At 40.7% G+C, this 25,534-nt stretch carries 22 protein-coding genes; 11 read left to right on the top strand and 11 right to left on the bottom strand.

Annotated features, from left to right (window positions below; all coding sequences use genetic code 11):
• Nucleotides 1–43: 43 nt before the first annotated feature.
• The 3 genes from KK487_RS06350 to KK487_RS06360 all read right to left on the bottom strand — a co-directional run bounded on the left by KK487_RS06350 (nt 44) and on the right by KK487_RS06360 (nt 2,712).
• Nucleotides 44–937 carry a carbon-nitrogen hydrolase gene (locus tag KK487_RS06350; protein WP_013464677.1) on the bottom strand — a complete coding sequence of 298 codons (894 nt, stop codon included), beginning with the start codon at nt 935–937 and terminating at the stop codon, nt 44–46.
• Nucleotides 934–1,989: an agmatine deiminase family protein gene (locus tag KK487_RS06355; RefSeq protein WP_090492934.1), complete on the bottom strand. Its 1,056-nt coding sequence runs from the start codon at nt 1,987–1,989 to the stop codon at nt 934–936. Before KK487_RS06355 ends, KK487_RS06350 begins: the two co-directional genes overlap by 4 nt.
• A gap of 114 nt (nt 1,990–2,103) precedes the next feature.
• On the bottom strand, nt 2,104–2,712 hold the full coding sequence (locus KK487_RS06360; protein WP_013464679.1) for a PilZ domain-containing protein: 609 nt from the start codon (nt 2,710–2,712) through the stop codon (nt 2,104–2,106).
• Nucleotides 2,713–3,012: 300 nt separating this feature from the next.
• Here KK487_RS06360 and KK487_RS06365 point away from each other — a divergent pair, with 300 nt between their 5' ends.
• The 3 genes from KK487_RS06365 to KK487_RS06375 are packed head-to-tail and all read left to right on the top strand — an operon-like array spanning nt 3,013 to nt 7,685.
• Nucleotides 3,013–3,570 carry an RNA polymerase sigma factor gene (locus KK487_RS06365; protein WP_013464680.1) on the top strand — a complete coding sequence of 186 codons (558 nt, stop codon included), beginning with the start codon at nt 3,013–3,015 and terminating at the stop codon, nt 3,568–3,570.
• A complete protein-coding gene (locus KK487_RS06370; protein ID WP_024601386.1) occupies nt 3,567–4,643 on the top strand; it encodes a FecR family protein in 1,077 nt (358 codons plus the stop codon). The genes KK487_RS06365 and KK487_RS06370 overlap by 4 nt, the downstream gene beginning before the upstream one ends.
• A gap of 9 nt (nt 4,644–4,652) precedes the next feature.
• Complete coding sequence (locus tag KK487_RS06375; protein WP_215522050.1) at nt 4,653–7,685, top strand: TonB-dependent receptor plug domain-containing protein; 3,033 nt, start codon at nt 4,653–4,655, stop codon at nt 7,683–7,685.
• 65 nt (nt 7,686–7,750) lie between these two features.
• Here the strand turns inward: KK487_RS06375 and KK487_RS06380 are convergent, their stop codons facing one another.
• From KK487_RS06380 to KK487_RS06405, 6 genes are all read right to left on the bottom strand, one after another.
• Nucleotides 7,751–8,194, bottom strand: coding sequence for a ferritin-like domain-containing protein (locus tag KK487_RS06380; RefSeq protein WP_013464683.1), 444 nt, complete (start codon nt 8,192–8,194; stop codon nt 7,751–7,753).
• Between the two features lie 172 nt (nt 8,195–8,366).
• Nucleotides 8,367–9,305, bottom strand: coding sequence for a LysR family transcriptional regulator (locus tag KK487_RS06385; RefSeq protein WP_215522051.1), 939 nt, complete (start codon nt 9,303–9,305; stop codon nt 8,367–8,369).
• Between the two features lie 16 nt (nt 9,306–9,321).
• Entirely contained in the window at nt 9,322–11,040 is a 1,719-nt protein-coding gene (gene aceK, locus KK487_RS06390; protein WP_013464685.1) for a bifunctional isocitrate dehydrogenase kinase/phosphatase, read from the bottom strand.
• Nucleotides 11,041–11,395: 355 nt separating this feature from the next.
• Nucleotides 11,396–11,878, bottom strand: a complete 483-nt coding sequence (locus tag KK487_RS06395; RefSeq protein WP_013464686.1) for a DUF4124 domain-containing protein — start codon at nt 11,876–11,878, stop codon at nt 11,396–11,398.
• 145 nt (nt 11,879–12,023) lie between these two features.
• Entirely contained in the window at nt 12,024–13,520 is a 1,497-nt protein-coding gene (locus KK487_RS06400; RefSeq protein WP_013464687.1) for a DUF3413 domain-containing protein, read from the bottom strand.
• 5 nt (nt 13,521–13,525) lie between these two features.
• Nucleotides 13,526–13,738: a YejL family protein gene (locus KK487_RS06405; RefSeq protein WP_008109847.1), complete on the bottom strand. Its 213-nt coding sequence runs from the start codon at nt 13,736–13,738 to the stop codon at nt 13,526–13,528.
• Nucleotides 13,739–13,801: 63 nt separating this feature from the next.
• Between KK487_RS06405 and yejK the strand changes: the two genes are divergently transcribed.
• Complete coding sequence (gene yejK, locus KK487_RS06410; protein ID WP_058154455.1) at nt 13,802–14,818, top strand: nucleoid-associated protein YejK; 1,017 nt, start codon at nt 13,802–13,804, stop codon at nt 14,816–14,818.
• A gap of 310 nt (nt 14,819–15,128) precedes the next feature.
• Nucleotides 15,129–16,297, top strand: a protein-coding gene (locus KK487_RS06415; RefSeq protein ID WP_215521899.1) for an IS3 family transposase whose coding sequence is annotated in 2 segments (ribosomal slippage) — nt 15,129–15,399 and nt 15,399–16,297 — 1,170 coding nt in all. Because the reading frame shifts where the segments join, the coding sequence is not laid out codon by codon here.
• A 193-nt stretch (nt 16,298–16,490) separates the two neighbouring features.
• Here KK487_RS06415 and rne read toward each other — a convergent pair.
• Entirely contained in the window at nt 16,491–19,688 is a 3,198-nt protein-coding gene (gene rne / locus KK487_RS06420; RefSeq protein ID WP_215522052.1) for a ribonuclease E, read from the bottom strand.
• A 770-nt stretch (nt 19,689–20,458) separates the two neighbouring features.
• Here rne and rluC point away from each other — a divergent pair.
• The gene (gene rluC / locus KK487_RS06425) at nt 20,459–21,418 is read left to right on the top strand and encodes a 23S rRNA pseudouridine(955/2504/2580) synthase RluC (RefSeq protein WP_010389627.1); all 960 of its coding nucleotides are present in this window, start codon (nt 20,459–20,461) and stop codon (nt 21,416–21,418) included.
• 11 nt (nt 21,419–21,429) lie between these two features.
• Nucleotides 21,430–22,074, top strand: a complete 645-nt coding sequence (locus tag KK487_RS06430) for an HAD-IA family hydrolase (protein ID WP_096038368.1) — start codon at nt 21,430–21,432, stop codon at nt 22,072–22,074.
• On the opposite strand, the gene KK487_RS06435 is transcribed toward KK487_RS06430, so the two are convergent.
• Nucleotides 22,067–22,663 carry a Maf family protein gene (locus KK487_RS06435; protein ID WP_215522053.1) on the bottom strand — a complete coding sequence of 199 codons (597 nt, stop codon included), beginning with the start codon at nt 22,661–22,663 and terminating at the stop codon, nt 22,067–22,069. The two genes, KK487_RS06430 and KK487_RS06435, sit on opposite strands and share 8 nt — an antisense overlap.
• A 131-nt stretch (nt 22,664–22,794) precedes the next feature.
• Between KK487_RS06435 and yceD the strand changes: the two genes are divergently transcribed.
• The 4 genes from yceD to fabD are packed head-to-tail and all read left to right on the top strand — an operon-like array spanning nt 22,795 to nt 25,532.
• Nucleotides 22,795–23,319, top strand: coding sequence for a 23S rRNA accumulation protein YceD (yceD, locus tag KK487_RS06440; protein WP_008109862.1), 525 nt, complete (start codon nt 22,795–22,797; stop codon nt 23,317–23,319).
• Nucleotides 23,320–23,328: 9 nt separating this feature from the next.
• Entirely contained in the window at nt 23,329–23,499 is a 171-nt protein-coding gene (gene rpmF, locus KK487_RS06445) for a 50S ribosomal protein L32 (protein WP_008109865.1), read from the top strand.
• Between the two features lie 12 nt (nt 23,500–23,511).
• A complete protein-coding gene (gene plsX / locus KK487_RS06450) occupies nt 23,512–24,552 on the top strand; it encodes a phosphate acyltransferase PlsX (RefSeq protein WP_013464695.1) in 1,041 nt (346 codons plus the stop codon).
• A gap of 53 nt (nt 24,553–24,605) precedes the next feature.
• Nucleotides 24,606–25,532: an ACP S-malonyltransferase gene (gene fabD / locus KK487_RS06455; protein ID WP_036956225.1), complete on the top strand. Its 927-nt coding sequence runs from the start codon at nt 24,606–24,608 to the stop codon at nt 25,530–25,532.
• The last annotated feature ends 2 nt before the right edge of the window (nt 25,533–25,534 follow it).

Genomic DNA, 25,534 nt, shown 5'->3' on the forward strand with positions numbered 1-25,534 from the left:
TCCATTAAATTAGGCTCTTAGCTGCTAAGAGCCATACTATTATTTAGTCGCGATAGATTTTTGTTAAATCTTGATAATGATCAATTCTGCGGTCGCGTAAATACGGCCAGATACGTCTTACGTTCTCGCTGCGTTTTTGATCAAGTTCAACCATTAATATTTGTTCACTTTGATTATCGGCCTCTGCCAATATTTCGCCTTGGGGACCTGCAATAAACGAGTTACCCCAAAATTGAATGCCGTCACTTTGTCCACTCGGGTCGCGCTCAAGACCAACACGATTACAGCTAATCACCGGAACGCCATTGGCTACCGCATGGGCTCGTTGGCTAATAACCCAAGCATCTTTTTGACGGGTTTGCTCGTCTTTATCATCGCGTGGATCCCAGCCTATGGCCGTTGGATAAATTAAAAGCTCGGCACCTGCCATCGCCATTAAACGCGCCGCTTCAGGAAACCACTGATCCCAACACACCAGTACGCCAAGTTTGCCCACTGAGGTTTGAATAGGCTCAAAGCCTAAGTCGCCTGGAGTAAAGTAAAACTTTTCATAAAAGCCAGGGTCATCCGGTATATGCATTTTACGGTATTTACCGGCAATACTGCCGTCTTTTTCGAGCACCACTGCGGTATTGTGATAAAGGCCTGTAGCGCGCTTTTCAAATAAAGACGCGACAATCACGATACCAAGCTCTTTAGCAAGTTCACCTAACGTATTACTACTCGGCCCAGGTATTGTTTCGGCTAAATCAAAGACGTCGACATCTTCGGTTTGGCAAAAGTATAAACTACGGTGTAACTCTTGTAGCACAACAAGTTGTGCACCTTGACTGGCTGCATCGCGAATGCCAGCAATTGATTTTTCAATATTGTGTTCAGCGTTGTCACTGTTGCTTTGTTGCACTAAGGCAACTGATAAATTTGCAGGGCTTGTCATTGTGCTGCTCCAGCTAAAAATCCACGAGGTAATTGCATTGTAATGCAGTGAAGACTGCCAAATTGCTCAATAATAGGTAAACAATTTACCCCAATAATTGTGTGATCTGGGTATGCTTTTTGAACCTGTGCTAACGCGCGTTGGTCGTTTACATCGTTATAAGTAGGCACTAATACCGCATTGTTAATAATTAAGTAATTTGCATAGGTGGCGGGTAAACGCGTGTTTTCATCATCGTACACGGCTTTTGGCCATGGCAACTCAATTAGCTTATATGGGGTGCGATCGGCAGTTTTAAAGCTTTGTAGTTGCTTTTGCATGGCATTAAGCGCGCTGAAGTGCTCATCGCTTTCATCGTCACATTGCACATACACAAGTGTATTATTTGGTGCAAAACGCACTAAGGTATCAATGTGGCTGTCGGTGTCGTCACCTGCTAAATAGCCATGATCAACCCATAAAAAATCTGTTGCGCCCAAGTGCGCTTTTAAAAGCGCTTCTATGTCACTTGGGTTTAAATTTGGATTACGGTTTTTATTAAGCAAACATTCGCTGGTTGTTAGCAACACACCATGCTCGTTTATTTCAATACCGCCACCTTCAAGTACCATATCGAGCGCTTGATAGTGGTTTTTTTTGCTACTTAACTCTTTTACCAAAGTACGATTAATTTGATTATCTAATGCGCTTTCAAATTTATTGCCCCAACCATTGAAAGTAAAATCATATACTTTTAGTTGCTCGGGTGAGTCAATAGCGCTACAAGTAAGCGGGCCATGATCGCGAGCCCACGTATCATTGGTAGGGGTTACTACAAAATGAACACGATTCAAAGAGATGTTAGCGCTATTTAGCAATGCTGTAATATGCATTTTTAAGGCGCTATTATGCGCCACAATAACAAGCTTTTGCTGCGTTGTTATATGCTTAGCAAGCTCAATATATACAGGTTCTACACGGGCTAAATTATCAGCCCAATCTGTGTCTTTATGCGGCCATGTAAGCATAACAGCGTCTTGCTCGGCCCATTCAGGTAAAAGTCTAAAGTTCATGGATTTTTAATACAAATAAAGATGGGGCTAGTTTAGCAGTTCAATTACTGCTAAGTCACTTCTAAATGAGCGTTTGGCTCACAATTTTAAAGCGATTTGAGAAGTAAATAAACGCTAGCTTTTATCGTTTGTACTCTCTTTGGCTTTTTCAAGTTGCTGGCGCTTTTTAAGCTGGCGAGTTTGCGCATGTAAGCTGGCTCTTACAACCAGCTCTTGGTCGCTGTCTCTTATTGATACAAATAACAGAGTATATTGGTAGTGCTCATTATCTTGTTTTTCAATGGCAACCACTTCGCTATAACAATACACCGCAGAGGCCTCGTGTTGTAAAAAAAGTTTAGTACGAAACTTTTGCCCTAATGTATACAAATGTTCACTGGTAAACTTAATGCCGCCACCGCCGTAACTGTCGCAATAGATTGAGTTATCTTCAGGTTGTTCAGAGGCTAAAATATGACTCATGATCAAATCTATTTTGCGCGACTGAGCTTGTAAAAAAGTAGTTAGTTCTTGGGCAATATCACCTAAATTACGCAAAGGGCCTAAGGCGCTTTGCTCTAAACTGCTTACTTCGTTAGCAAGTTTAAATAAAGGCGGAATATCAGCGTCAAGTTCAGCTAAGCTTTTTGGCACAGCCGAATCATCCACGGCAAACAGATTGACGCGATTACTTTCCTCAATTTGAAAGTAAAGCTCAAAATCTGATAATTTTTGATTATTCATATGTAACTCCTATCCGTTAATAGTAGCGTTGCGACTACTAAATTACTACACAACACGCCAATAAAATTAAGCTAAATATCTGTTTGCCCTCATTATAAAAAGCCAAATCAACTAAAATTGCGCTAACTTTCAATATTTACCAAACAGGCATAATGATTAAAAAAGTTTTAAAAGGTAATACGTTTACATTGCACTATGTATGTTAGCAACTAATAAATAACCAATAATTAACAAAACTCCTTGTAATTAGCCCTAAAACTCGTAATCTTACGGTAATAATAATAACAAGGGACTACCCACGTGGCTCGAGGACTTAAATTAGCCAGTACATTCTCAGACATATCCACGCAACTGCGGCGCTTCGTGTCTAAAATTGTGTTGCCTGACGATGTTGATGATATTGTTCAAGAAACCTTTGTTAAAAGTTATGAAGCTGAATTAAAGCAAGATATTCAATACACCCGTAGCTACATGTTAAAAACAGCTAAACACCTAGCACTTAATCATATAGCTAAATGGGATAATAAATTTAGTACCCCTTTAAATCACGAAACTGAACTCCCCAAATTGCTTAAATCAATGCAATTAGAAGACGAATACACCTCTAAAGAACGTTTTTTATTATTTTGTCGGGCGACTGAGCAATTAAGTCCTGTTGTAAGAAAGTGCTTTATTTTAAAAAAAGTCTATGGAATGAGCCAAAAAGAGATCGCACAGCAAATGCAGCTAAGTCAAAGTACGGTAGAAAAACACATTGCCAAAGGGTTATTAAATACCATGCTATATATGCGCGAACAGTCACACGATGAGAGCGACCATTGCCAACAAAGTGCGGACATAATGAGGGCAGCAAAATGAATAACATCCATCAATTTACCTCAAAAGAATTAATATTAGAAAAAGCATCGCAATGGATCAGTGCTATTGACCGTGGCCTTACAAAAGAAGAGCAAGAACAATTTAAACTGTGGATGCTACAAAGTACTGCTCATCAAAATGCGGTGTATGAATTAGCTCAGCTTTGGGATGACCTGAGTGTACTTAACGAACTCAGCGTATTATTTCCAAATAAACAACCGGCTAATAGCAAAACAAAGCCTGCGTATGTATTTGGCATGGCAGCAAGTATTGTTGCTGCATTAATGATGTGCAGCTATTTATTGCTAAATATAGATAGCAATTTCAACAAAAATTTAGCCAAGGTAAATTATACAAAAATTTATAAAACAAAAGTTGGCGAGCAAGCAACCTATGTTTTACCAGATGGCACAATTGTACAACTTAATACCAATAGCTCATTGGAAGTCGCTTATAGCCAAGGCCGTAGGCAATTGTTACTAAGTCGTGGCGAGGGCCGTTTTAATGTTGCTAAAGATGCATCACGCCCATTCAGCGTGATGGCCGGTGATAAAAGCTTTACCGCTCTCGGTACTGTATTTAATGTGCAGCGCAATACTTCGTCAGATCTCGAGCTGGTTGTTACTGAGGGTAAAGTGATGATCACCGATCCTAGCGTTGCTGTTAATGCTGATGATTTTAAAGCGTATCAACAAGCTGATAATAACAATCATGAAATTCGTCAAATTAATGCCAATATTGTGATTTCCGGTGAAAAAGCAATTATTGAACAAAGCGTTACCAAACCAATCACACAGTTATCGGTTGATGATGTGCAGCGTGACTTAGCTTGGCAAAATGGCATGTTGATATTTAATGGCGAGCAACTGGTTGATGCCTTAAACGAAGTTAGCCGTTATACCGCTACGCGGTTTGAACTATCATCTGATGAGTTAGCCCGTATAAAAGTGGCCGGTGTTTTTAAAGCGGGTGATGTGGCAGGGCTGTTAGAGAGCTTGCAAAATAATTTTTCGATTGAACATGAACGTTTAGGCGAGCATGTTGTTAGCCTAAAATATCAAAAAAAATCATAGGTAATCGTAATGAAAATCACACCATTGTTAATCAATGTTGCCCATAAGGGTGTAAAAAGTAATTTAAAGATTAAAAAAATGATAAAAAACTATAGAGGATTCTTGTTTGCTAACTGTTTATATAAGTTGCGCAGTAACCATACGTGTCATTTAGCTCAGTTTGGCCTTGTTGCACCGCTGTTTTTAAGTATCAGTGTGTATGCAAGTCAAACCGAGGGGCAAATGATGCAATTTGATATAAAAGCGCAACGAGCAGACAAAGCCTTAATAGAATTTGCTAAGCAAACAGAACAAACTGTGGTTTTTTCGTATGAACTTGCCAAGCAATACGAAGCAAATTCGTTGTATGGATTTTATTCTCAACTTGATGCACTAAAAGCATTACTGGCTGAGACACAGCTCGATGCGGTTGTTGATCAAAATGGTTTACTGAGTATTAAACTCAAACAAATCAATAGGAAAGATAACAACATGATGAAGCTTTCAGGAGTTAGTGCAGCTGTATTACCTGCTTTACTTGCAGTTAATTCACAAGGAATCAATGCCGCTGAACAAAGCGCAGAACAAAACATCGAAAAAATTGCTATTGTAGGTAGTCGTGTGGCAGGGCGCTCAGTTGAAGACTTACCTGTCCCCGTTGATATTTTAAGTGCAGAAGCACTCGAAAATACCGGCCAAACAGAAGTTGGCCGCATGCTTCAAGCTATCGCACCTTCTTTTAACTTTTCAAGTTCATCTATCAGTGATGGTACTGACGCATTAAGACCAGCAACGCTACGTGGCCTAGGGCCAGATCAAACGTTGGTATTGATCAATGGTAAGCGTCGTCACCAAGCCAGTATTATTCATATTAATACTTCGGTGGGGCGTGGTACGGCGGGTACCGATATGAACGCTATTCCAGCCTCAGCAATTAAACGTATTGAAGTACTGCGTGATGGCGCTGCGGCTCAGTATGGTTCTGATGCAATTGCCGGTGTTATAAATATTGTGCTCAAAGATGGCAGCGAAGGTGGTAAAGCCGCTATTAACTACGGTGAGTATTCAGAAGGTGATGGCGAAACTGTTAACATCGACTTTAATAAAGGCTTTGCTTTAGGTGACAATGGTTATTTAAATACAACTATAAACTACCGTGACCGCGCACCAACTAACCGTGCAGGGCTTCATGGTTCATGTCAATTTTATGGTTGTACTGAGCTCAGTGACGGCACGTTACTGGCAGGCGACCCGCGTGAACTAACCGCGCCACGCGATACATTTAGAATTGGCGATGCCGACTCTCAACAATTTGGTTTAACGGTTAACACCGGCTACGAATTAGGAGCGGGTGAACTATACGGTTTTATTACCTATTCAACGCGTGATAACGAATCAGCAGCATTTTTCCGTCATAATGCCAATGCCGGTGGTAACCCAGTATTACAAGATGGTGATGCGACAGTTCCGGCTGGCTTTTTACCAAAAATAAACACTACGATTGACGATATTTCATATAACTTTGGTTATAAAACGCAGTTTGATAACGACTCAAGCTTAGACTTATCGTACACCTATGGTGAAAACAGCATTGATTACACCACTAGCGATACGATTAATGCCTCTTATGCCAACTTCCTACGTTACGACCAAGGCTTAAGCGCCGCAGATATTCGCGCCACTATTCCACGTGAAGGTTACGCGTATGGTATGGAGCTATCACTGCAAACGATTAATCTTGATTTTACTCAAAATTTTGATGATTACTCATTAGCAATGGGCGCAGAAATACGCACCGATGAGTACCGTATTTTAGAGGGCAGCGAATACGCATACCGTGATTACGATACCAACAATGGTGTTAATATTTATGATGGACTAAGCGGTGGTATTGGTAGCGAAAATGCATCAGGTGGCACACAAGGCTTTGGTGGTTCATCGCCAGCATCGTCGGTTGATGAGTCGCGCGATGTGATCTCGTTTTATTTAGACGCTGAAGCTTACGTTATTGAAGATGTGATTATCTCAGGGGCGTTACGTTACGATAATTACAAAGGATTTGGCGATACAGTTAACTTTAAACTCGCGGGTAACTGGTCACTAACCGAAGATATTTCACTTCGTGGTGCATTAAGCTCAGGCTTTAGAGCGCCTTCAATGCAGCAGTTGTACTTTAACAATATCAGCACGCAGTTTGTTGTTGGTCCTAATGGCAATTTAGTGGCTGAAGAAGTGGGCACGTTTAGAAACGATTCAACCTTGGCGCAAAGTTTAGGTATTCCTAAGTTAACAGAAGAGAAATCTCAAAACCGCAGTTTAGGTATTGTTTATAATGTAAGCGATAATATTAACGTAACGCTTGATTACTACTCAATCGATATTGACGACCGTATTGTAATTAGTAATCGCTTAGGCAAAGGTTTATCAAACAGTCTTGATGCCGCGTTATTGAGCTCGGGTGCTGGTGCAGGACAGTTTTTCTTAAATGGGGCTGACACAGAAACGCAAGGTATCGACTTTGTAGCTACATGGAATACAGAAGGTCTAGGCGGCACACTTGATTTTACTTTAGCGGCTAACTTTACAGAAACCGATGTCGTGTCGTTATTTACACCTGCAGGTTCTGGGCTTGAGACCGTGCCAGTTGATGATGTGTTTTCTGATCAAGAAATTTCTATTATTGAAGAATGGCAACCAGAAGATCGAATTAACTTAAGTGCACTTTATCGTCGCGACGACTGGACCGTAAACCTATCGCTTAATCGCTTTGGTGAATACACAGTGGAAGATGGAGGCCGCCAGACTTATGGTGCTGAAATTTTAACTGACATCAAAGTAAATTACTTTGTGACTGATGACTTATCGGTAAATATTGGCGCAAATAACTTATTTGATGTTTACCCAGATGAAAACACCATAGGTAATTCACGTTCAGGCACAATTGTAGATGCTCAAGGTAACACCATTGTCAGCAGCGATGGTGTATTTAAGTACTCACGTCGTTCAGCGCCATTTGGCTTCAACGGTGCTTACTACTACGTAGGTGCAGAGTACCGCTTTTAATTAATAACTCTCCTATTGTTATTTAACAACCAAAGGGCCGTAAGGCCCTTTTATCGTTTTTAAACTTAATGTTTTTGCATTTTACTCATTTCAGCATGGCAGCTCTGCATAGTAAGTAATACTTTTGATAACGCTGCTTCACAATCATGTGATTGAGGCTTTTTTAACGCTGTTTTGATTTCTTCTAAGGTTTTATCTTCTACTTCTTCAAGCTCTTTAATGTAGGTTTGGTCGTTATCGCTAGTAAATGTACTGAGCAAAGCGGTAAATGCTCTGCGTGCTTCTACCGCGAACGAAGAGCCATCTTCACGTGCACCTTGTTGATTAATTGCATAGGGTTGTAAGCTTTCAACACTTACTTTGCGGGCGTCGATCATGCGCTGAAATAATGCACTTACGCTAGGATCTTGTACTTTATCTTGTGCTTTTTCGTAAAAGTCGATACCGCTATTCATTACTTGGATAATGTCGGTGATATGATTTATCTCTTGTCCATGATGGGTGCTCATAATAATGACCTCTGTTAATTTAAAATACAGTCATTACTAAGCAAGCGCTATTCCAAGTAGGTTTTGTTTTTTAAGCTTTTGTATTTTATGGTTTTTAATTTTTTTTAATAGTTTGGTAGGCTTGCTAACTAAGCGTTAGCAAGCAAAATTTACATAAAAGCATGTAAGAAGGTTATTTAAGCTCTTCAGCTACTTCGGCCACTTTTTGACGTAACCAAATATGGCTAGCATCTCTGTGTAACAAAGGGCTCCATATCATATCAAGTTCAAATGGCGGGATAGGAAAGGGTGGCTCCAGTATTTTAAGCCCAGGATCGTCTAAATAAATATTGGCCGCTTTTGAAGGTAAAGTCGCCACGAGGTTTTTTTCTTTCGCTAAATGAATCGCAACATGGTAGTTACGAGTAAACGTGGCAATATTTCGATGCTTCCCAAAATGAGCGAGCGCTTCGTCAACCCAACCCAGCTTTTGCACATCTTTTGGATCCATGCCAACCCCAACACCAAAGCCTGTTTTACTTACCCAAATATGACGGGCTTTTAAATAGCTATCTAGGCTAAAGTTTTCAATAATAGGGTTGTCGGATCTTACTAAACAGCAAAAGCTATCTTTCCAAATTCGCTTATGATGAAACGATTGCGGTAAGTTCTCGAAGCGGTTAATTGCCATGTCTACTTTACCGTTTTCTACATCATGGAAAGTTACATCGCTGGGCGTTAAAATATCTAATGTGGTGTCTGGGGCTTCTTCATGTAATTTCCCTAACAAACGCGGTGCCATGGTACTGGCTGCATAGTCACTGGCCATAATTCTAAACACGCGTTTACTTTGTTTAGCTTCAAATTCGCGATTAGGTGCTAGCGTTTCTTCAAGCGTCATCAAAATACCGCGAATAACAGGCTGTAACTCAATAGCGCGCTCGGTCGGCACCATACCATCGCTGGTACGCACTAAAATAGGATCGTTAAAAAGGTTACGTAGGCGTTTAAGTCCATTACTCATTGCCGGTTGAGTAATACTAAGCTGGTTAGCAGCACGAGTAACGTTACATTCGCGCAGTAATGTATCGAGGTAAACCAGTAAATTTAAATCTATTTTACTTATATTCATTGTGTGTCCTTAACGTTTACCAGTAATGGATAAAACGCTGTGCTGTAGGATAGGGATAAATATGACTCACCTTTCCATTTTTTATATTTTGTTGTGCTTGTTTCCAAAAGCTCACATCAAGTAGTTCAGGGTGCGTACTGGTTAAAAATTGTTTATATGTTGGGTTAGGCATTACAAAGGTACATAATTGCTCTGGAAATACATCTTGCGGAGCAACCGAGTAACTTTGTTCATCCATCAAATAATCATCATAACTTTTTGCTTTGGGTAGTGCTCTAAAGTTCATGTCTGTTAAATATTGCACTTCATCGTAATCATAAAAAATAATACGTTTGTGCTTACTTACACCAAAGTTCTTTAACAGCATATCGCCAGGGAAAATATTCACGGCAATCATTTCTTTAAGCGCCTGGCCATACTCTTCAATGGCATCGGCGGCACTTTTTTCGTCTGCATTTTCTAAAAACAAATTAAGCGGTGTCATTCGCCGTTCAATGTATAAATGTTTTATGATTAACCAGTCACCCTCAATCACCATCGATGAGCCAATGGTTTTGTGCAACTGTGCTAACAAGTTACTATCAAATCGTGCCAAAGGAAATACGACGTTTGAATACTCTATGGTGTCAGCCATTCGGCCAACACGGTCATGACTTTTAACCAGTTGATAGCGTTTTAATACCGTATCGCGACCAAACGGCTTACTTTCACCAAATTTATCTTTAATAACTTTAAATACATAACCAAACGAGGGTAGGGTAAATACCATCATCACCATACCCGGTGTACCGGGAGCAATGGTAAATTCATCATTAGAATGGGTTAAATGATTCAAAAACTCGCGATAAAACTCGGTTTTACCTTGTTTATGAAAGCCTATGGCGTTGTAAAGCTCGGCGAGGGTTTTATTAGGCATAAGTTGATTTAAAAACCGCACTAACGCTGAAGGAGCATGAGTTTCTACCATAAAATAGGCACGCGCAAAGCCAAAAATAACGCGCATTTGTGACGACTTTGTAAGTAAGGCATCTAAATAGAGGCCTTTATCTTCATGGTGTAACACGGCAATAATAAAAGGCTGAACGCCACTTTGCGATACAACGCGCCCCACAATGTAAGCGGCTTTATTACGATAAAACGGGGTATGTAATATATCAAAACGCATTTGCCAATGCTGGTGGTGTGTATCGGGTGCTTGTTTATAAAAGGCTTTAACTAATAAACGAATATCGCGTTCTAGATTGACAAAGTCGGCCTTAAAATCAAAGTGATTAATAATACGCTTAATGGTGGGCTTTAAACCATCTACAACAGGAAAATAACTACGGTATTCAGCTTCAACGGGCACAGAAGGCGCATCTTTGAGCGTGGCTTCTACAAAAATAAAGTCATTGTGAAAATAGCGGCGGTGGTACAGGCGGCAGAATACTGAATTATAAAATGTTTCAGCAAGTTCTGCTTGCGGATGAAAACATAAAAAGTGTTGGTAAAGCTTTTTCACTTCAAGCCATAAGCTCTCGTTTAGCGCGTCTGTTTGCTGGCGTTCTCGTAGTGTTTTTGTTGTTTCGTTTACCCGATCATCGTAATAGCTTATACGCAGGCGACTTATATCATTAATAGCTTGCCAGTCTCTTTTAGCAAAAGCGTAGGGAGCCTTGGCTGTTGTTCTTTGAAACAGCAAATAATGCTTTTTAAAACCGGTTAAAATTAATTCAGCAATTTGGCGTGGTTGCATCAGTACTCCTTAATAGACGCCTTTAGGTGTTTAGGATAATGCCGGTGGTTATACCAATTTTATTAAAAACATGATCATTCTAGCGTTTTAAATAGTCCGCTAGCTGCGTTAAAAATTATTTATATAGAACAACTATGTATCATAATTTTCGCCTTGTTATCGACTTATTTCTTTGTCGCTATAATAGATCACTAATTTAATGCAATTGGTATTAGTATTAAATCCGAAAAAGGTGGTCAAAGGAAATTACACCACTAAACACACAATAGAGTTTATGCTCTATAGATGTTAAGGGTATGTTATTTTATATTTAAAACCAAGCTAATTAAGATGATATTTATTGAAGTTAGTCTGATTAAGGTTGATAGGCATCAATCTTTTTTTGTAACTTTTTAATACGCTTTTCAATCAATGCTTTATCTTTTTTATATTGCTTATCTAATTTTTTCTGTGTGTTTCTAATATCTTTGCTAATACGCTTTTTATCATCTGCGCTCAATATATGATTTAAACGCTGCTGTTGTTTAAAATCAGCCCTGTCTTTTTCTCGTAAAAGTATTGCTAACTTATGCTGATTACTGCGCAGCTCTGCTTCTAGGTTGGAAATAATCGTATCTCGTTCCAGCTCGTTTAACTGTTTGGTATAGTTTATTTCTTTACCGGTTTGCTTAGGCTCAGTGGCGGTTATTGTGTGTGAGGTAGCATTATCACTACAGGGAAACTGAGAGAAAGTGGTGCCTTTGGGAGTGACGCACTTGAAATAGGTGGTTTGAGCTAATGCAAGAGAGCTAAAACATAAAATACAGACAGTAATGATCAGATTAATAACGCTGAACATAATGATTATCCTTTGTATATTCTGATCGAGTTAATAATTTTTAATGATAAAAACTATAACCTAGCTTGGGGGGATAGCAAGTGCAAAGGAGTAATAACAGAAACTAAGCGAGTCATTTTTAATGACTCGCTCGTATTATGAGGTGCTATTGAGAAAATGTTTTAAGCTTTTTAATACCATGCACTAAAAATGGAATATCAAGCCCTTGTTCAATTGAAAACCCTTCAGCGGCAGAGATATTTCTAAAATTTCCATCACGATCAATAAGCGTGATTCTATCTTTTTTGTAAGCAATCACCACGCCTTGCGAGTAATTAACCCCAATATTATTACTTTTACTGTACAAGTTTTCGCCCAGCATAGTTTGTTGCGCAAGCGCATTACAGTTTAAGTATTGGCCAAGGCTCGTAGCGATAATATCGCTAGGCTGAATTAAACCGTTCACCTTAGAAATAAATTTATCGGAGCTGTACAATGTTGACGTGGTTACAATTTCATTGCTATTTTGCGAGATACTAAAAGCAAAAAATTCAGTAGCGTCATCACGTACAGTGGCGTTTTCAGCCCCTTTGACAATTCTTATTGCACTGTCTTTGTGTGCTTGCTCGTTAATAAAGCTCAGCTCATCAATACCGGCCACTTCCACACTACGACGTTGGCTTTGCCAAACGGGTAAAGTTTGCTGCTCAATAATGTTCGTTTTGTAAAATGCTGGCAAGCCGTACACAAGCCCAAATAACATATCACTATGATCGGTGGGTTGTAAAAATTGCGTGTTTTTATAAATACTTTGTTGGCTGGCAACAAATTTTGCTAGCTGCTCGTCATTATCAAACACCAAGATATCAACTTTTGCTGCGCTGTAATCTTCACATTTTTCTAATGGAGCAGGTGCTTGATAATTAATACCTTGGTTATTAATTTTAACGTTGTGCGCTTGCTCGTAGCTTTCAACATCCAGCAAATCGTTTTTAGCGAGTAAGCTTTTTGCCGTAGTCGGGTACGAAAGCGGTAGTACATTATCTTGTTTAGTGATATCAAATTTTAAATTGGCATCAGCCCAAATATGAATGCTGTGGCTGAGCGCAAAACAAATCACTAAAAATGAACCAGCATAACGGGCAAATTTAAACTGTTTTAAACGCCCTAAATGATGCCAAGTAAAATTACTAACAGTCAATTGAAACGCTAATATTGCTAACACTATGCTGCCTGCTAGCAAGGTAGTAAGTGCGGGTGAGTTTGTTACACGATGCCACAACAGTGAAATAATTTCAGGCAGTGCAGAGGCATTTAAGTGATAACCTAAGTTAAAGTAGACGTAAGCGTCTAAAGTCAGTATTGAGGCCCCGACAGTTGCAATCACTGCTGCCATACCACGTATATGCCGTGGGTAGGGGAATACTAAACTCAAAGGGAAAACCGTCAGCACAAACGCTAAAAATGCAATAAAGCTAGTGTGGCTTAGCCAAGTAACCATCATATAGGTTATACCCATATAAGTGGTCGGTGGCGAATCGGCAAATAAATAGCTTAAGCTAATTAAAAGCGCTAAGCCAATATTGGCAAATGTAAACCAATGACCCCAACTTAATAATTGACTCGCTTTCGATGAAAACTGGTTGTGCTGCGATAAATTCATAGAGTTTACTTAACCGACTGCGCGAGTGCTTTTGCAAAGTTCTCGGTAACGGCTTGTCTTTTCCCTGTTGGTACATGCTCTTTTAAGATATGCGTGATAGAATTTCCTAAACACATAAGACTTAAATCAACCGGCGCATTATGTTTTGATAAAACATCAATAAGCTGATCGACGATTTGTTCTACTTCTTCATTAGAGTATTTTGATAAGATTGGCATCAGTTGGTTCAATAAAAAGAGTTATATTCCCGTATTTTAACACCAGAGGCGTGAAAAACAAAGATGGCAATAGATGTTAAAAAATTAGTCGTTCACTATGTAGACAAAAAAGACGACGACACTCAAATTCACCTTCGTAACGACGAAATGACTATCAACGATAAAGTGGCTGTATTCATTGAGCAATTACACCATGCCTACAATGGCAAGCCAGGTAAAGGGTTCTGTGCATTCAGTGGAGAAAAAAACAGTATTGTTGCCTCTACCATGCAAAGCTATCGCAATAATGAGCTTGGCTTTTGGCATATGACCGAGCAAGCATCAACGGTATTAAAAGAAGAGTTAGATAAATACGCCTTTAACGAAACGGGATATTTAGTATTTTGTCACTATCAGTACGTGGCGACTGATTATATGTTGATTGCTATGATCAATATTAAAGAGCATTACTCAATGACCTCTGAGCTTGATTTAGCCGCATCGCGTCATTTAGATATTTCGCGTATGCAATTGGCTGCTCGTATTGACTTAACCGCATGGGATACCCAGGCAGACGACAATCGTTATATTTCATTTATTAAAGGTCGTGCAGGGCGTAAAGTCGCTGACTTTTTCTTAGATTTTTTAGGTTGTGAAGAGGGCATTGATCCTAAGCAGCAAAGTCAAGTGATGCTCAATGCGGTAGAAGACTACTTATCGGAGCAAGAGTTTGATAAATCTGAAAAAGACGAGTTACGTAAGCAAGTATTTGATTACTGTAACGACTGTGTTACCACGGGTGAAGAAGCTAATGTGAGTGAACTTTCAGCAACGCTTACCAAAGGTGACGACAACCCGTTTGAAAGTTTTTGTAAAGAGCAAAGCTATGACTTAGAAGAGTCATTCCCGGTTGATAAAAAAACGGTAACCAGCATGGTTAAATTTTCAGGCTTAGGCGGTGGAGTCAGTATCAGTTTTGAGCGTAAGCATTTAGGCGAGCGTGTAACTTATAATGAAGCCACTGATACGTTAGTGATCAAGGGCATTCCACCAAACCTAAAAGATCAACTACAGCGTTTTATGGAACAACAGCAAGATTAAACTCACAGCGGGTTGCGGGAGCAGGCTCGTAACCCGATCCCCGTAGCCCGCTCCCCGCAACCCGTTAACTTTCGATTGTAACTTTACCCTCTAAAAGCGCAGCGTCTCTTAGCCCTCTTTGTGCATAATTTTCTTAAAGATCTTATTGCACTGAGAGAAGGGAATGAGGAGTAAATGAGAAGATAAAACAAGTGTTAGATGTTAATAAATAACTGTAGACGTAGAGCTTGCTCACGTGTGAAGCGAAGCTTCGAATGTTTTAACTGATACGACTCTATAAAAGTGGACACTTATTTAAGGAATAAGTGTTATGAAAATCAAAACTAGGCGTAGTCATTCAATTGAATTTAAAACAAAAGCAGTTGAACAATCGTTAGACTCTCCAGATACTGTTAATGTAATAGCTCATCGGCTGGGCATTAACCCTGTCTTATTATCTAAATGGAGACGAAAAATGACGTCAAAAAGTACATCTAACCCAATTAAAAACCAAGGCCCTGATAAGTCATATAAAGATTTGGAGCGCCAAGTGCGTAAGCTTGAAAAGCAATTGGAAGATGCGCAGTTGGAGAACGATGTGTTAAAAAAGGCGAAGGCCTACTTGGACAGCCGAAAAGAATAAGATTTGAGTATATTCACCAAGCTGCGACAGCTAAGAAAACGATAAAAAAATTATGCACATGGTTGTCAGTATCAAAAGCTGGATATTATAAATGGCTAAAGCACTCATTAAGTCAACGTGCGTCAGAAAACGACTCATTGCTTGAGTTTTTGAAAAAAGTAAGTAGTGATGAGCACTGTATTCCGGGCTACAGAAAGTTGTGGAAAGCCGCTATAGACAATGGGTATGAGTGTAGTAAAGGCCGTGTGCAGCGATTACTGCAGAGTATGGGTTACCGCTCAGCCGCGGGTAAACGCCGATATACCGGTAGCGGAAAAAAGCAGGGGCATATCACTGCAGAAAACTTATTGGGTCGTGAGTTTAGTGTTGATGAACCCAATACGGTATGGGTGTCAGACATAACGCAAGTTCGTTGCAGAGAGGGTTGGCAGTATTTATGTGTAATTTTAGATTTATACTCACGCAAAGTCGTTGGTTGGGCAACAAGTCGAGTTAACAGCGCAGACTTGGTGATTAGAGCGTTAAAAAAAACATGGGATGCACGTAAACCTGATGGAAGTCGCTTATTATTTCACTCAGACCAAGGCAGCCAGTATCGTGCAAAAGAAACAATATCGTGGTTGAACAACCGACAGGTAACAATTAGCATGTCGAGAAAAGGGAATTGCTGGGATAATGCCTGCTCAGAAAGCTTTTTTGCCCAGTATAAAAAAGAATGGATGAACAATTTAAATGAACTGAGTCGTAGTGAAATGACAGTACAAAGTCGCTTTTATATCGAAAACTACTACAACTCAGTAAGAATGCATGGCACGCTAGGAAATGTGAGTCCCATGCAATACGAGTTAATGAATTAAAAACCCGTGTCTACTTTATCGGGGTCGTATCAGTATCAAACCTTTAACCTTTAACCTTTAACCTTTAACCTTTACTCCTTACCCGATCCTCGCAGCCCGAACCCCGTTGCCAGTTACATAAATGCCAGGCATTAAAAAACCGCGTTAAAATCAATTAACGCGGCTTTTTTATGCTTTGAGCTAAACTCAGTGCTTATTCAGCACTCAGCGTTTTAGTCATTGCTGAGCTTGCACGACCGGCAGGTTTTACCGAGCCAGGGCGAAGGCCGCTGTCAGGGATTAACTCACGTTTGTCATGTGCCATTGCAACCGATGTATGCTTGGTTTCGCTATCGGCTACAGGCGCAGGCTGTGCCATTGGCGCACTTGCATGTCCTGCTGTAATCACTGTTTTAGCGTTTACATTAGCTGAACTCGCTTGCGAAACTGCCTTAGGTTTATTTTCAACCACAGGTGCTTTTTTCGCTTCTACAGGTGTTTCAGTAGCGCTAACCGGTGCTGTTTCAGCTTCAACAGCAACTTCTTCAGCTGGTACTGATTCTTCAGCTTTTACTGGTTCTTCAGCTTTTACTGGTTCTTCAGCTTTTACTGGTTCTTCAGCTTTTACTGGTTCTTCAGCTTTTACTGGTTCTTCAGCTTTTACTGGTTCTTCAGCTTGCACTGGTTCTTCAGCTTTTACTGGTTCTTCAGCTTTTACTGGTTCTTCAGCTTTTACTGGTTCTTCAGCTTTTACTGGTTCTTCAGTTTTTACTGGTTCTTCAGCTTTCACTGGTTCTTCAGTTTTTACTGGTTCTTCAGCTTTTACTGGTTCTTCAGCTTTTACAGGCTCTTCAACTTTCGCTAATTCTTCTTCAACAATGTTTTGTTCAACTGCATCAGAGGCATCAACGGCCGTTTTATGTGCTTTTGCTTTTAGCTCTGCTTCGTATTCAGCAGCGGCTTGATCCGCAACTGGAATGAAAGCAGGCGCTTCATCAGACTTCTCTTGCGCGTTTTCACCTTCAGGACGACGACGACGTTGGCCAGATGCACGAAGATGGCGCGGTGAACGACGTGAGCGGGTACGTGTTTGCTCTTGCTCTTCATCTTGTGTTGCCACGTTATCGTTTGCATCAACAACAGCCTCAGCTTGTTCTTTAGCAGGTGCAGGTGCTTTTTCATCAGATACCGGCGCTTGCTTTTCAACAACAGGAGCTTGCTCTTTCACTTGTGGCTTGTCTTCTTTAACCACTGGTTGCTCAACAGCTTGCTCAGTTATTTGAACTTGCTCTGTGCTTTCGTCTTGTACGCGAACTTTTTTACGTAAATTACGACGTTGACGACGTACCTTAGGCTTTTGCTCTTTTGGCTCAGCATTCTTATCAGATTTAACTGCAGTATCCGTATTTTGAGTTGCCTCTGCTTTTACTTGCGTTTTATCTTCAGTTTTATGCTCAGGACGTTTACGCGTATTTGAATTACGACGGCGCTTATTGCGATTCTCATTCTTTTCTTGCGTATCATTTACAGGCGCCGACTCATTTTTAGCTTCAGCGTCTGCAGTACGTTCGTTACGCGGTTTATTACGAGGGTTATTATTACGACGACGTTGGTTGTTATTACGACGACGATTATCATTACCACGGTTATTACTAGGGCGATCTTGCGATTGCTTTTCAGTCTGTTTTTCTGATTTTTGCTCAGTATCAGACCCAAATAACGACTTGATCCATTTACCTAATGCGGCAAATAAACCAATTTCAGCTTTTGCTTCTACTACCGGCGCAGCTTTTGCGGCCGCTTGTGGAGCAGGCGTTGAAGGCATAACGACGCCTTTAAGCTTCGGCTCTTCACGAACAGGTGCCGCTGGCGATTTAGACATTTCAAATGCTTCAGGCTCAGGCGCAACAACTTGCTCGTAGCTTACAGTTTCAAGCGTTTCATCTTTACGTAAACGCATTACTTCGTAGTGAGGTGTTTCCATGTGTTGATTAGGAATAATCACTACATCACATTTATGATGCTTTTCAATACGGTGAACGCTACGACGTTGCTCATTCAATAAATAAGCGGCAACAGCAACAGGCACTTGAGCATTAACTTGAGCAGTGTTGTCTTTAATCGCTTCTTCTTCAATTAAACGAAGAATAGACAATGCGATTGATTCGTTAGAACGAATTGTACCTTGACCACTACAACGTGGACAAACACCTTGGCTTGCTTCGCCTAGTGAAGGGCGTAGGCGTTGGCGCGACATTTCAAGTAAGCCAAAGCGAGAAATTTTACCAATTTGTACGCGCGCACGATCAGGGCGAGCAGCATCTTTTAAGCGGTTTTCTACTTCACGTTGATGACGTGGAGGTGTCATATCAATAAAGTCGATAACAATTAAGCCACCTAAATCACGTAAACGAAGTTGACGTGCAATTTCATCTGCCGCTTCTAGGTTGGTGTTAAGCGCTGTTTCTTCAATATCGCCGCCTTTTGTTGCTTTAGACGAGTTGATATCGATAGAGGTAAGTGCTTCAGTAGGGTCAATTACAATAGAACCACCTGAAGGTAAGCGCACTTCACGTTGGAACGCAGACTCAATTTGGCTTTCAATTTGGTAATGTGTAAATAACGGTGTATCACCTTGATAAAGCTTAACGCGACTCATGAAATCAGGACGAAAACGCTCTATGTGCGCTTTAGCTTCTTCAAAAACACGAGGCTTATCAATTAAAATTTCGCCAATGTCACGACGTAAATAATCGCGAATTGCACGGAAAATTACGTTGCTTTCTTGGTGAATTAAAAATGGTGCTTTTGCACTGTCTGCCGCTTGTTGAATGGCTTCCCAGTGGACTAATAATGCTTTTAAATCGTAGTTTAGTTCTTCAAACGACTTACCAACACCTGCGGTACGTACAATTAAGCCCATACCTTTTGGTAGTTCTAAGCGGCTTAGCGACTCTTTAAGTTCAGTTCGCTCATCACCTTCGATACGGCGAGAAATACCGCCAGCGCGAGGGTTGTTAGGCATAAGCACTAAATAACTACCTGCCACGCTGATAAAGGTAGTCAGTGCTGCCCCTTTTTGGCCGCGCTCTTCTTTATCAACTTGTACAATAACTTCTTGACCTTCTTTGATCACGTCGCGAATATTCGGACGACCATGAAAGGTGTAACCTTGCGGGAAGTAAGTACGGGCAATTTCTTTTAAAGGAAGGAAACCATGACGATCAGCACCGTAATCAACAAATGCTGCTTCTAAAGATGGTTCAATACGTGTGATTTTACCTTTGTAAATATTGGCTTTTTTCTGTTCGTGACCTGGGCTTTCTATATCTAAATCATATAGGCGCTGGCCGTCAACCAGTGCTACGCGCATTTCTTCTTGCTGCGTTGCATTGATTAGCATACGTTTCATAATGTTACTCTACTAGTTTGTGTCGCTGACATGACGATGTTTTCTCGCCTGTTCAGGTGTTCCTATTTTTAGAATGTGCAGCCTCACGACTGGGTCTTTAACGGAACGGCTCTGTATTTAGTAAGCAGTATTTTAAATGCCGGCAAACAATAGGGTGTAATCACGCTATTAAATTCTAAGGGGATACAAACGTGTCGGCTGTTTAGCTCAATACTCGTTTTATCCAGAAGTTGGCCTGTCATAACAATCTTATTAAATGCATTCATATTAGGTGCGTAGGGCTCTTTAGCTTCAAACCATAGTTTCGTTTTTAAAACTACCGTTATCGTTTTTATGAGCAAAAATCGCTACCGATGTTAATGAACGCTTATTTATTAGATTTTTTTAGTTCTAAATAAGCTGCTGTACGGTACTACAATATTTGAGCGAATTCTGAACGGCGTTTTTTTACGCCGCCACTATCAGACAAATTATCTGTTCATTGCTTTTACTATCACTTTAAAAATCAATTCATGTTCAAACTTAAGCAGCAATATATTACGCGCATTGCCGTTAGTTGTGCGCACGTGTTAACTGGGTATGTATAAAAGCTTTGGAAAACTTAACTCGGATCTGTATGATCGGTTACCCAGAATGTGCATCACGAATGTTTTAATGTGTTAAAAAGCACCGTTGTTATTTGCAAATACTAAATATTTGCGCTGCTGATTATCCCACTATTATAACTGTGTTAGCAACTAAATTATTTTACTTAAATCAGTGATTAGGCAATGTCAGAAAAAACCGGCTTACAAGTAACTTTTGTCACTATCAACGAAGACCACTTAGGTCAGCGTATTGATAACTTTCTTATTACCCATTTAAAAGGGGTGCCTAAAAGCGCAGTTTACAAAATTCTTCGTAAAGGTGAGGTGCGTGTAAACAAAAAACGCATTAAACCTGTGTATAAATTGCAGCTAGACGACGTTATTCGTATACCACCAATCAGAGTGTCAGAGCGTGAAGAGTTTGTGCCTTCAAAACTCGATAAAGTAACGCGCCTTGAAGACGATATTCTATTTGAAGACAAATACCTGATTGTTATTAACAAGCCATCGGGTATGGCTGTGCATGGCGGCAGTGGCCTAAGCTATGGCCTTATTGAAGCATTACGTGTTTTACGCCCAGAAGAGCGCAGCCTTGAGCTTGTGCATCGTTTAGACCGTGATACATCAGGTTGTTTACTCATTGCTAAGCGCCGCTCTGTGCTGACTGCCTTGCATGAGCAATTACGCGAAAAAACCATGGAAAAAAATTATTGGGCACTTGTTGAGGGTCAATGGGACTCTAAAACAAAAAATGTGACTGAGGGCTTGCGCAAAAACACCCTAAAATCGGGTGAACGCGTAGTACGTGTTGATAATACCGAGGGCAAACCGTCGCATACCCGCTTTAAAGTGCTTGAGCGTTTTAACGATTGCTCATTAGTACAAGCATCCCCTGTAACCGGTCGTACTCACCAAATTCGTGTGCATACTCAGTGTCAAGGTCATGCTATTGCCTGTGATGACAAATATGGCGATCAAGGGTTTGACGAGTCAATGCGTAAACGTGGTTTAAACCGCTTATTTTTACACGCCCATGATTTAAGTTTTTACCACCCTAAAAACGAAACCACTATGCGAGTAGAAGCACCGCTTGATAAAGCACTATCAAGTTGTTTAGTTAAACTTAGAGCAGCAAAAGCGTGATCTCACCCACCATGAAAAACTACAAGCTGGTGATTTTTGATTGGGACGGCACCATTATGGATTCAATTAGCAAAATAGTTAATTGTATCCGCAAAAGTGCGCAGTTACTCAATATTGAACCGCCGAGCGATACTGCCAGTAAAAATATTATTGGCTTGTCGCTTGAAAACGCAATAGCGAGCTTGTTTCCTGATTACAGTGAGCATCACGAAGCGCTTATTGCAGGTTATAAACAGCAGTATGCGCTTGATACCACCCCAACACCGGTGTTTGAGCACGTTGAACAGGTGCTCACTGAGTTAAAAAATCAAGGCGTAATATTGGCGGTTGCCACAGGTAAAAGTCGGGTAGGGTTGGAGCGTTTATTGGATGAGAGCCAGCTGCGTCATTTTTTTAGTGCTACGCGTACCAGCGACGACGCCAAATCAAAACCAGCTCCTGATATGCTCTATCAACTACTTGAAGAGCTGGCTATTAGCGCCGACGAAGCATTGATGATAGGCGACACCCAAATCGACATGGCAATGGCAAAAGCTGCAGGTATGGATAGACTAGGGGTAACCATGGGCGTGCACAACGCTGCGCAATTAAACGAGTTTACGCCTATTGCAACCGCTGACAACTATCAGCAGTTGCAACAACTTTTACTTAGTTAGTTTGAGCGCCTAATACATCTAAGCCAAACTCAGCCAATAATTGGCTGAGTTTAATGAGTGGTAAACCAATTAAACTATTTGGGTCATCACCACTGAGCTTTTCAAATAAACAAATACCTAAGCCTTCACTTTTAAAACTTCCTGCACAATTATAAGGTTGCTCTGCATCGCAATAAGCACTTATTTGCGCCGTTGTTAACGTTTTAAAGGTTACATTAAAGGGCTCAACAAGGGTTTTGCTTTGCTTAGTGTCTATATCGTATACACACAAGCCAGTTAAAAAAGTGACCGTTTGCCCACTAAATAAGCTGAGTTGTTTTATGGCGTTTTCTTTATTGTGTGGTTTACCTAATATTTGGTGATTAAATACAGCAACCTGATCGGAGCCAATCGCTAAGCCTTGGTCAAAATGCTCGACCGCAGCTGCGGCTTTTAGTTCGCTTAAACGCTTAACAAGATCGTTAGGTGTTTCGTTGCTGTGAGGCGTTTCGTCAACATCGGGCGAAAACGTTTCAAAAGGCAGATTAAATTTTTGTAATAAAGACTGCCTAAAAGGCGAGCTTGAGGCTAATATAAGAGAGTGCTTCATGGCATGTTTTCCTAGCGTAAATCAGATTGAGTTAGGATAAATCAGATCCGTGAGTAAAACACGTGAAAAACAACGTAAAATTGGTTTTTTACTTTGACTAACTTACTAACTATCTATATGATGCAGCCCCTATGCAAAAGGTGAAAATTCCCATCACCCTTCATCCGGGCAAAGCAGCTCAGCATCGTTTAAAGTATGACGGCGTTGTACCGCTTGAGAAACTTCCTCGTTTACGAGGGGTTATCCAGGAAGAAGTAGGTGAAATAGCGGTAAAAATTCATTGCAAAAACGATGAGCAAGGTTTAGTTGTGATTAGTGGCAATTTGTCCACACACGTAACTGTCACTTGTCAACGTTGTAATGGTGATTTAGGGTTGGATTTGGATCAAGACTTTGTGTATTCGCCAGTCGGTTTGGATGCAGAGTCAGATGATCTTCCAGAAAGCTACGACGAAGTAGCACTTGATGAAAATGGTGAAATAGACGTATTTGAGTTAATCGAAGACGAACTTATTTTAGCAGTGCCATTAGTGCCTACCCACAACGAAGCTTCATGCAGTTATACAGCAGAGCCTGCCAGCTTTGGTGTTTTAAAGGCGGAAGATGATAAACCAAATCCATTTGATATTTTGAAACAACTTAAGAAAGATTCTTAGGAGAAGACTATGGCTGTACAAAAAAGCAAAAAGTCTCGTGCAAGACGCGGCATGCGCCGTTCACACGATGCGATCAGTGGTCCAACTTTAACTGTAGACCAAACATCTGGTGAGACTCATCGTCGTCACCATGTGACTGCAGATGGTTACTACAAAGGCGTTCAAGTAATTTCTAACTAAGAGATTGCTTATATGCTGACCAATCTAACCATAGCGTTAGATATGATGGGGGGCGATTATGGCCCCCGTTCATCTATCCCCGCAGCCGTTTCCGCGGTAAATGCTAATGCCAACTTAAAACTCATCTTATGTGGCAACGAGCAAGTAATAGCTAAACAATTAGAATCACTCGATTCACTTTCTCATCCCAGATTAATAATTCGCCATTGTAATGACGTTGTCACCAATGCCTGCGAACCCGCTGTTGCTATACGCTCAAAAAAAGATTCCTCAATGCGTGTTGCCCTTGATTTAGTTAAATCGGGTGAAGCGCAAGCCTGTGTTAGCTCTGGCAATACAGGGGCGCTATTTTTTATGGCGCATTACGTATTAAAAATGCTTCCAGGAGTGAAACGTCCCGCACTCATATCGGCTGTACCGACTGAACGAAAAAATCCTGTTTACTTACTCGATTTAGGTGCCAATGTGCACTGTGATGCGCAAATGCTGTATCAATTTGGCATTATGGGTTCGGTAGTGGCAGGACAAGCACTTGGGTGTGATAACCCAAAAGTCAGTTTATTAAATATTGGCGCCGAAGACATTAAAGGTCACGACGAAATTAAGCAAGCCGCGCAGTTAATGCAGCAAAGCGAGCTGATTAATTATATTGGGTATAGCGAAGGTAGCGATATTTTTTCTGGCAAAGCCGATGTTATCGTCTGTGAAGGGTTTGTCGGTAACGTTGCACTTAAAACCTGCGAAGGCATTGCCAAACTTATCATGAAAAAGTTCACCCGTGCCCTCGAAAAACACGTTGTTTATAAGTGCATGGCGTTTATGTTGGCGCCAATCATAAAAAAACTCTATAAAAGAGTGAACCCCGACCAGTATAACGGCGCTTCTCTGGTAGGATTGCGCGGTATTGTTGTTAAAAGCCATGGAAATGCCTCAGCTAAAGCATTTCATGCCGCAATCGACGAAGCAGTGAAAGAAGTAGAACGTCAACTTCCGGATAAAATTGCTGCTATCTTCGAAAAAACACATTCTAAAGACACGGTGGCCAATCAGTAAATTGATGTGCCGTGTTATACATTATTTATTTTGTTTAATTAAAAGAGCAAACTATGGCACAAAAAATTGCACTTCTTTTTCCAGGTCAAGGCTCGCAAACTGTGGGTATGTTAAACGAGCTACTTGAAAGCTCAGACATAGTAAAAGCCACATTTGCAGAAGCATCAACCGCACTAGGATACGACCTAGCAGATCTCGTTCTTAACGGTCCAGAAGAAAAACTAAATCAAACTCACCGTACTCAACCTGCTTTATTAACAGCAAGCGTTGCTATTTACCGTCATTGGTTAGCAGCAAATCCAGATGCAGACGTTGTCATGGCAGGTCACAGCCTAGGCGAATACTCAGCACTAGTATGTAGCGATGTGATCAGCCTAAGTGAAGCCGTAAAACTGGTTGAAAACCGTGGTTTATACATGCAAGAAGCTGTCCCTGCGGGTGTGGGTTCTATGGCCGCTATTATTGGTTTAGGTGATGACGAAATTAAAGCGGCATGTGAAGCATCTGCACAAGGTGAGGTTGTTTCACCGGTTAATTACAACTCGCCAGGCCAAGTGGTTATTGCCGGTCATAAAGATGCAGTAGATAGAGCATCAGTAGCTTGTAAAGAAGCCGGCGCAAAACGTGCGCTACCATTATCGGTCAGCGTACCGTCGCATTGTGAACTTATGAAACCTGCGGCTGAAAAATTAGCCGCCGATTTAGCGGCTTTAACATTTAATTCACCTAAGTGTGATGTAATTAATAATGTTGATGTAAAAGCTGAAGGTTCAGCCGATGCAATTAAAGACGCATTAGTACGTCAGTTATACAGCCCAGTTCGTTGGACTGAAACAGTGCAAGCATTAGTTGCACAAGGCGTAACGCAAAGTTATGAATTTGGCCCTGGTAAAGTATTAACAGGACTTGCAAAACGCATTGATAAAGCGATGGTGTGTGGCTCAGTTAACGACCTAGCATCAATCGATACAGCTAAATAAGA

Source organism: Pseudoalteromonas sp. SiA1 (assembly GCF_018732205.1).
Taxonomy (GTDB): domain Bacteria; phylum Pseudomonadota; class Gammaproteobacteria; order Enterobacterales; family Alteromonadaceae; genus Pseudoalteromonas; species Pseudoalteromonas tetraodonis.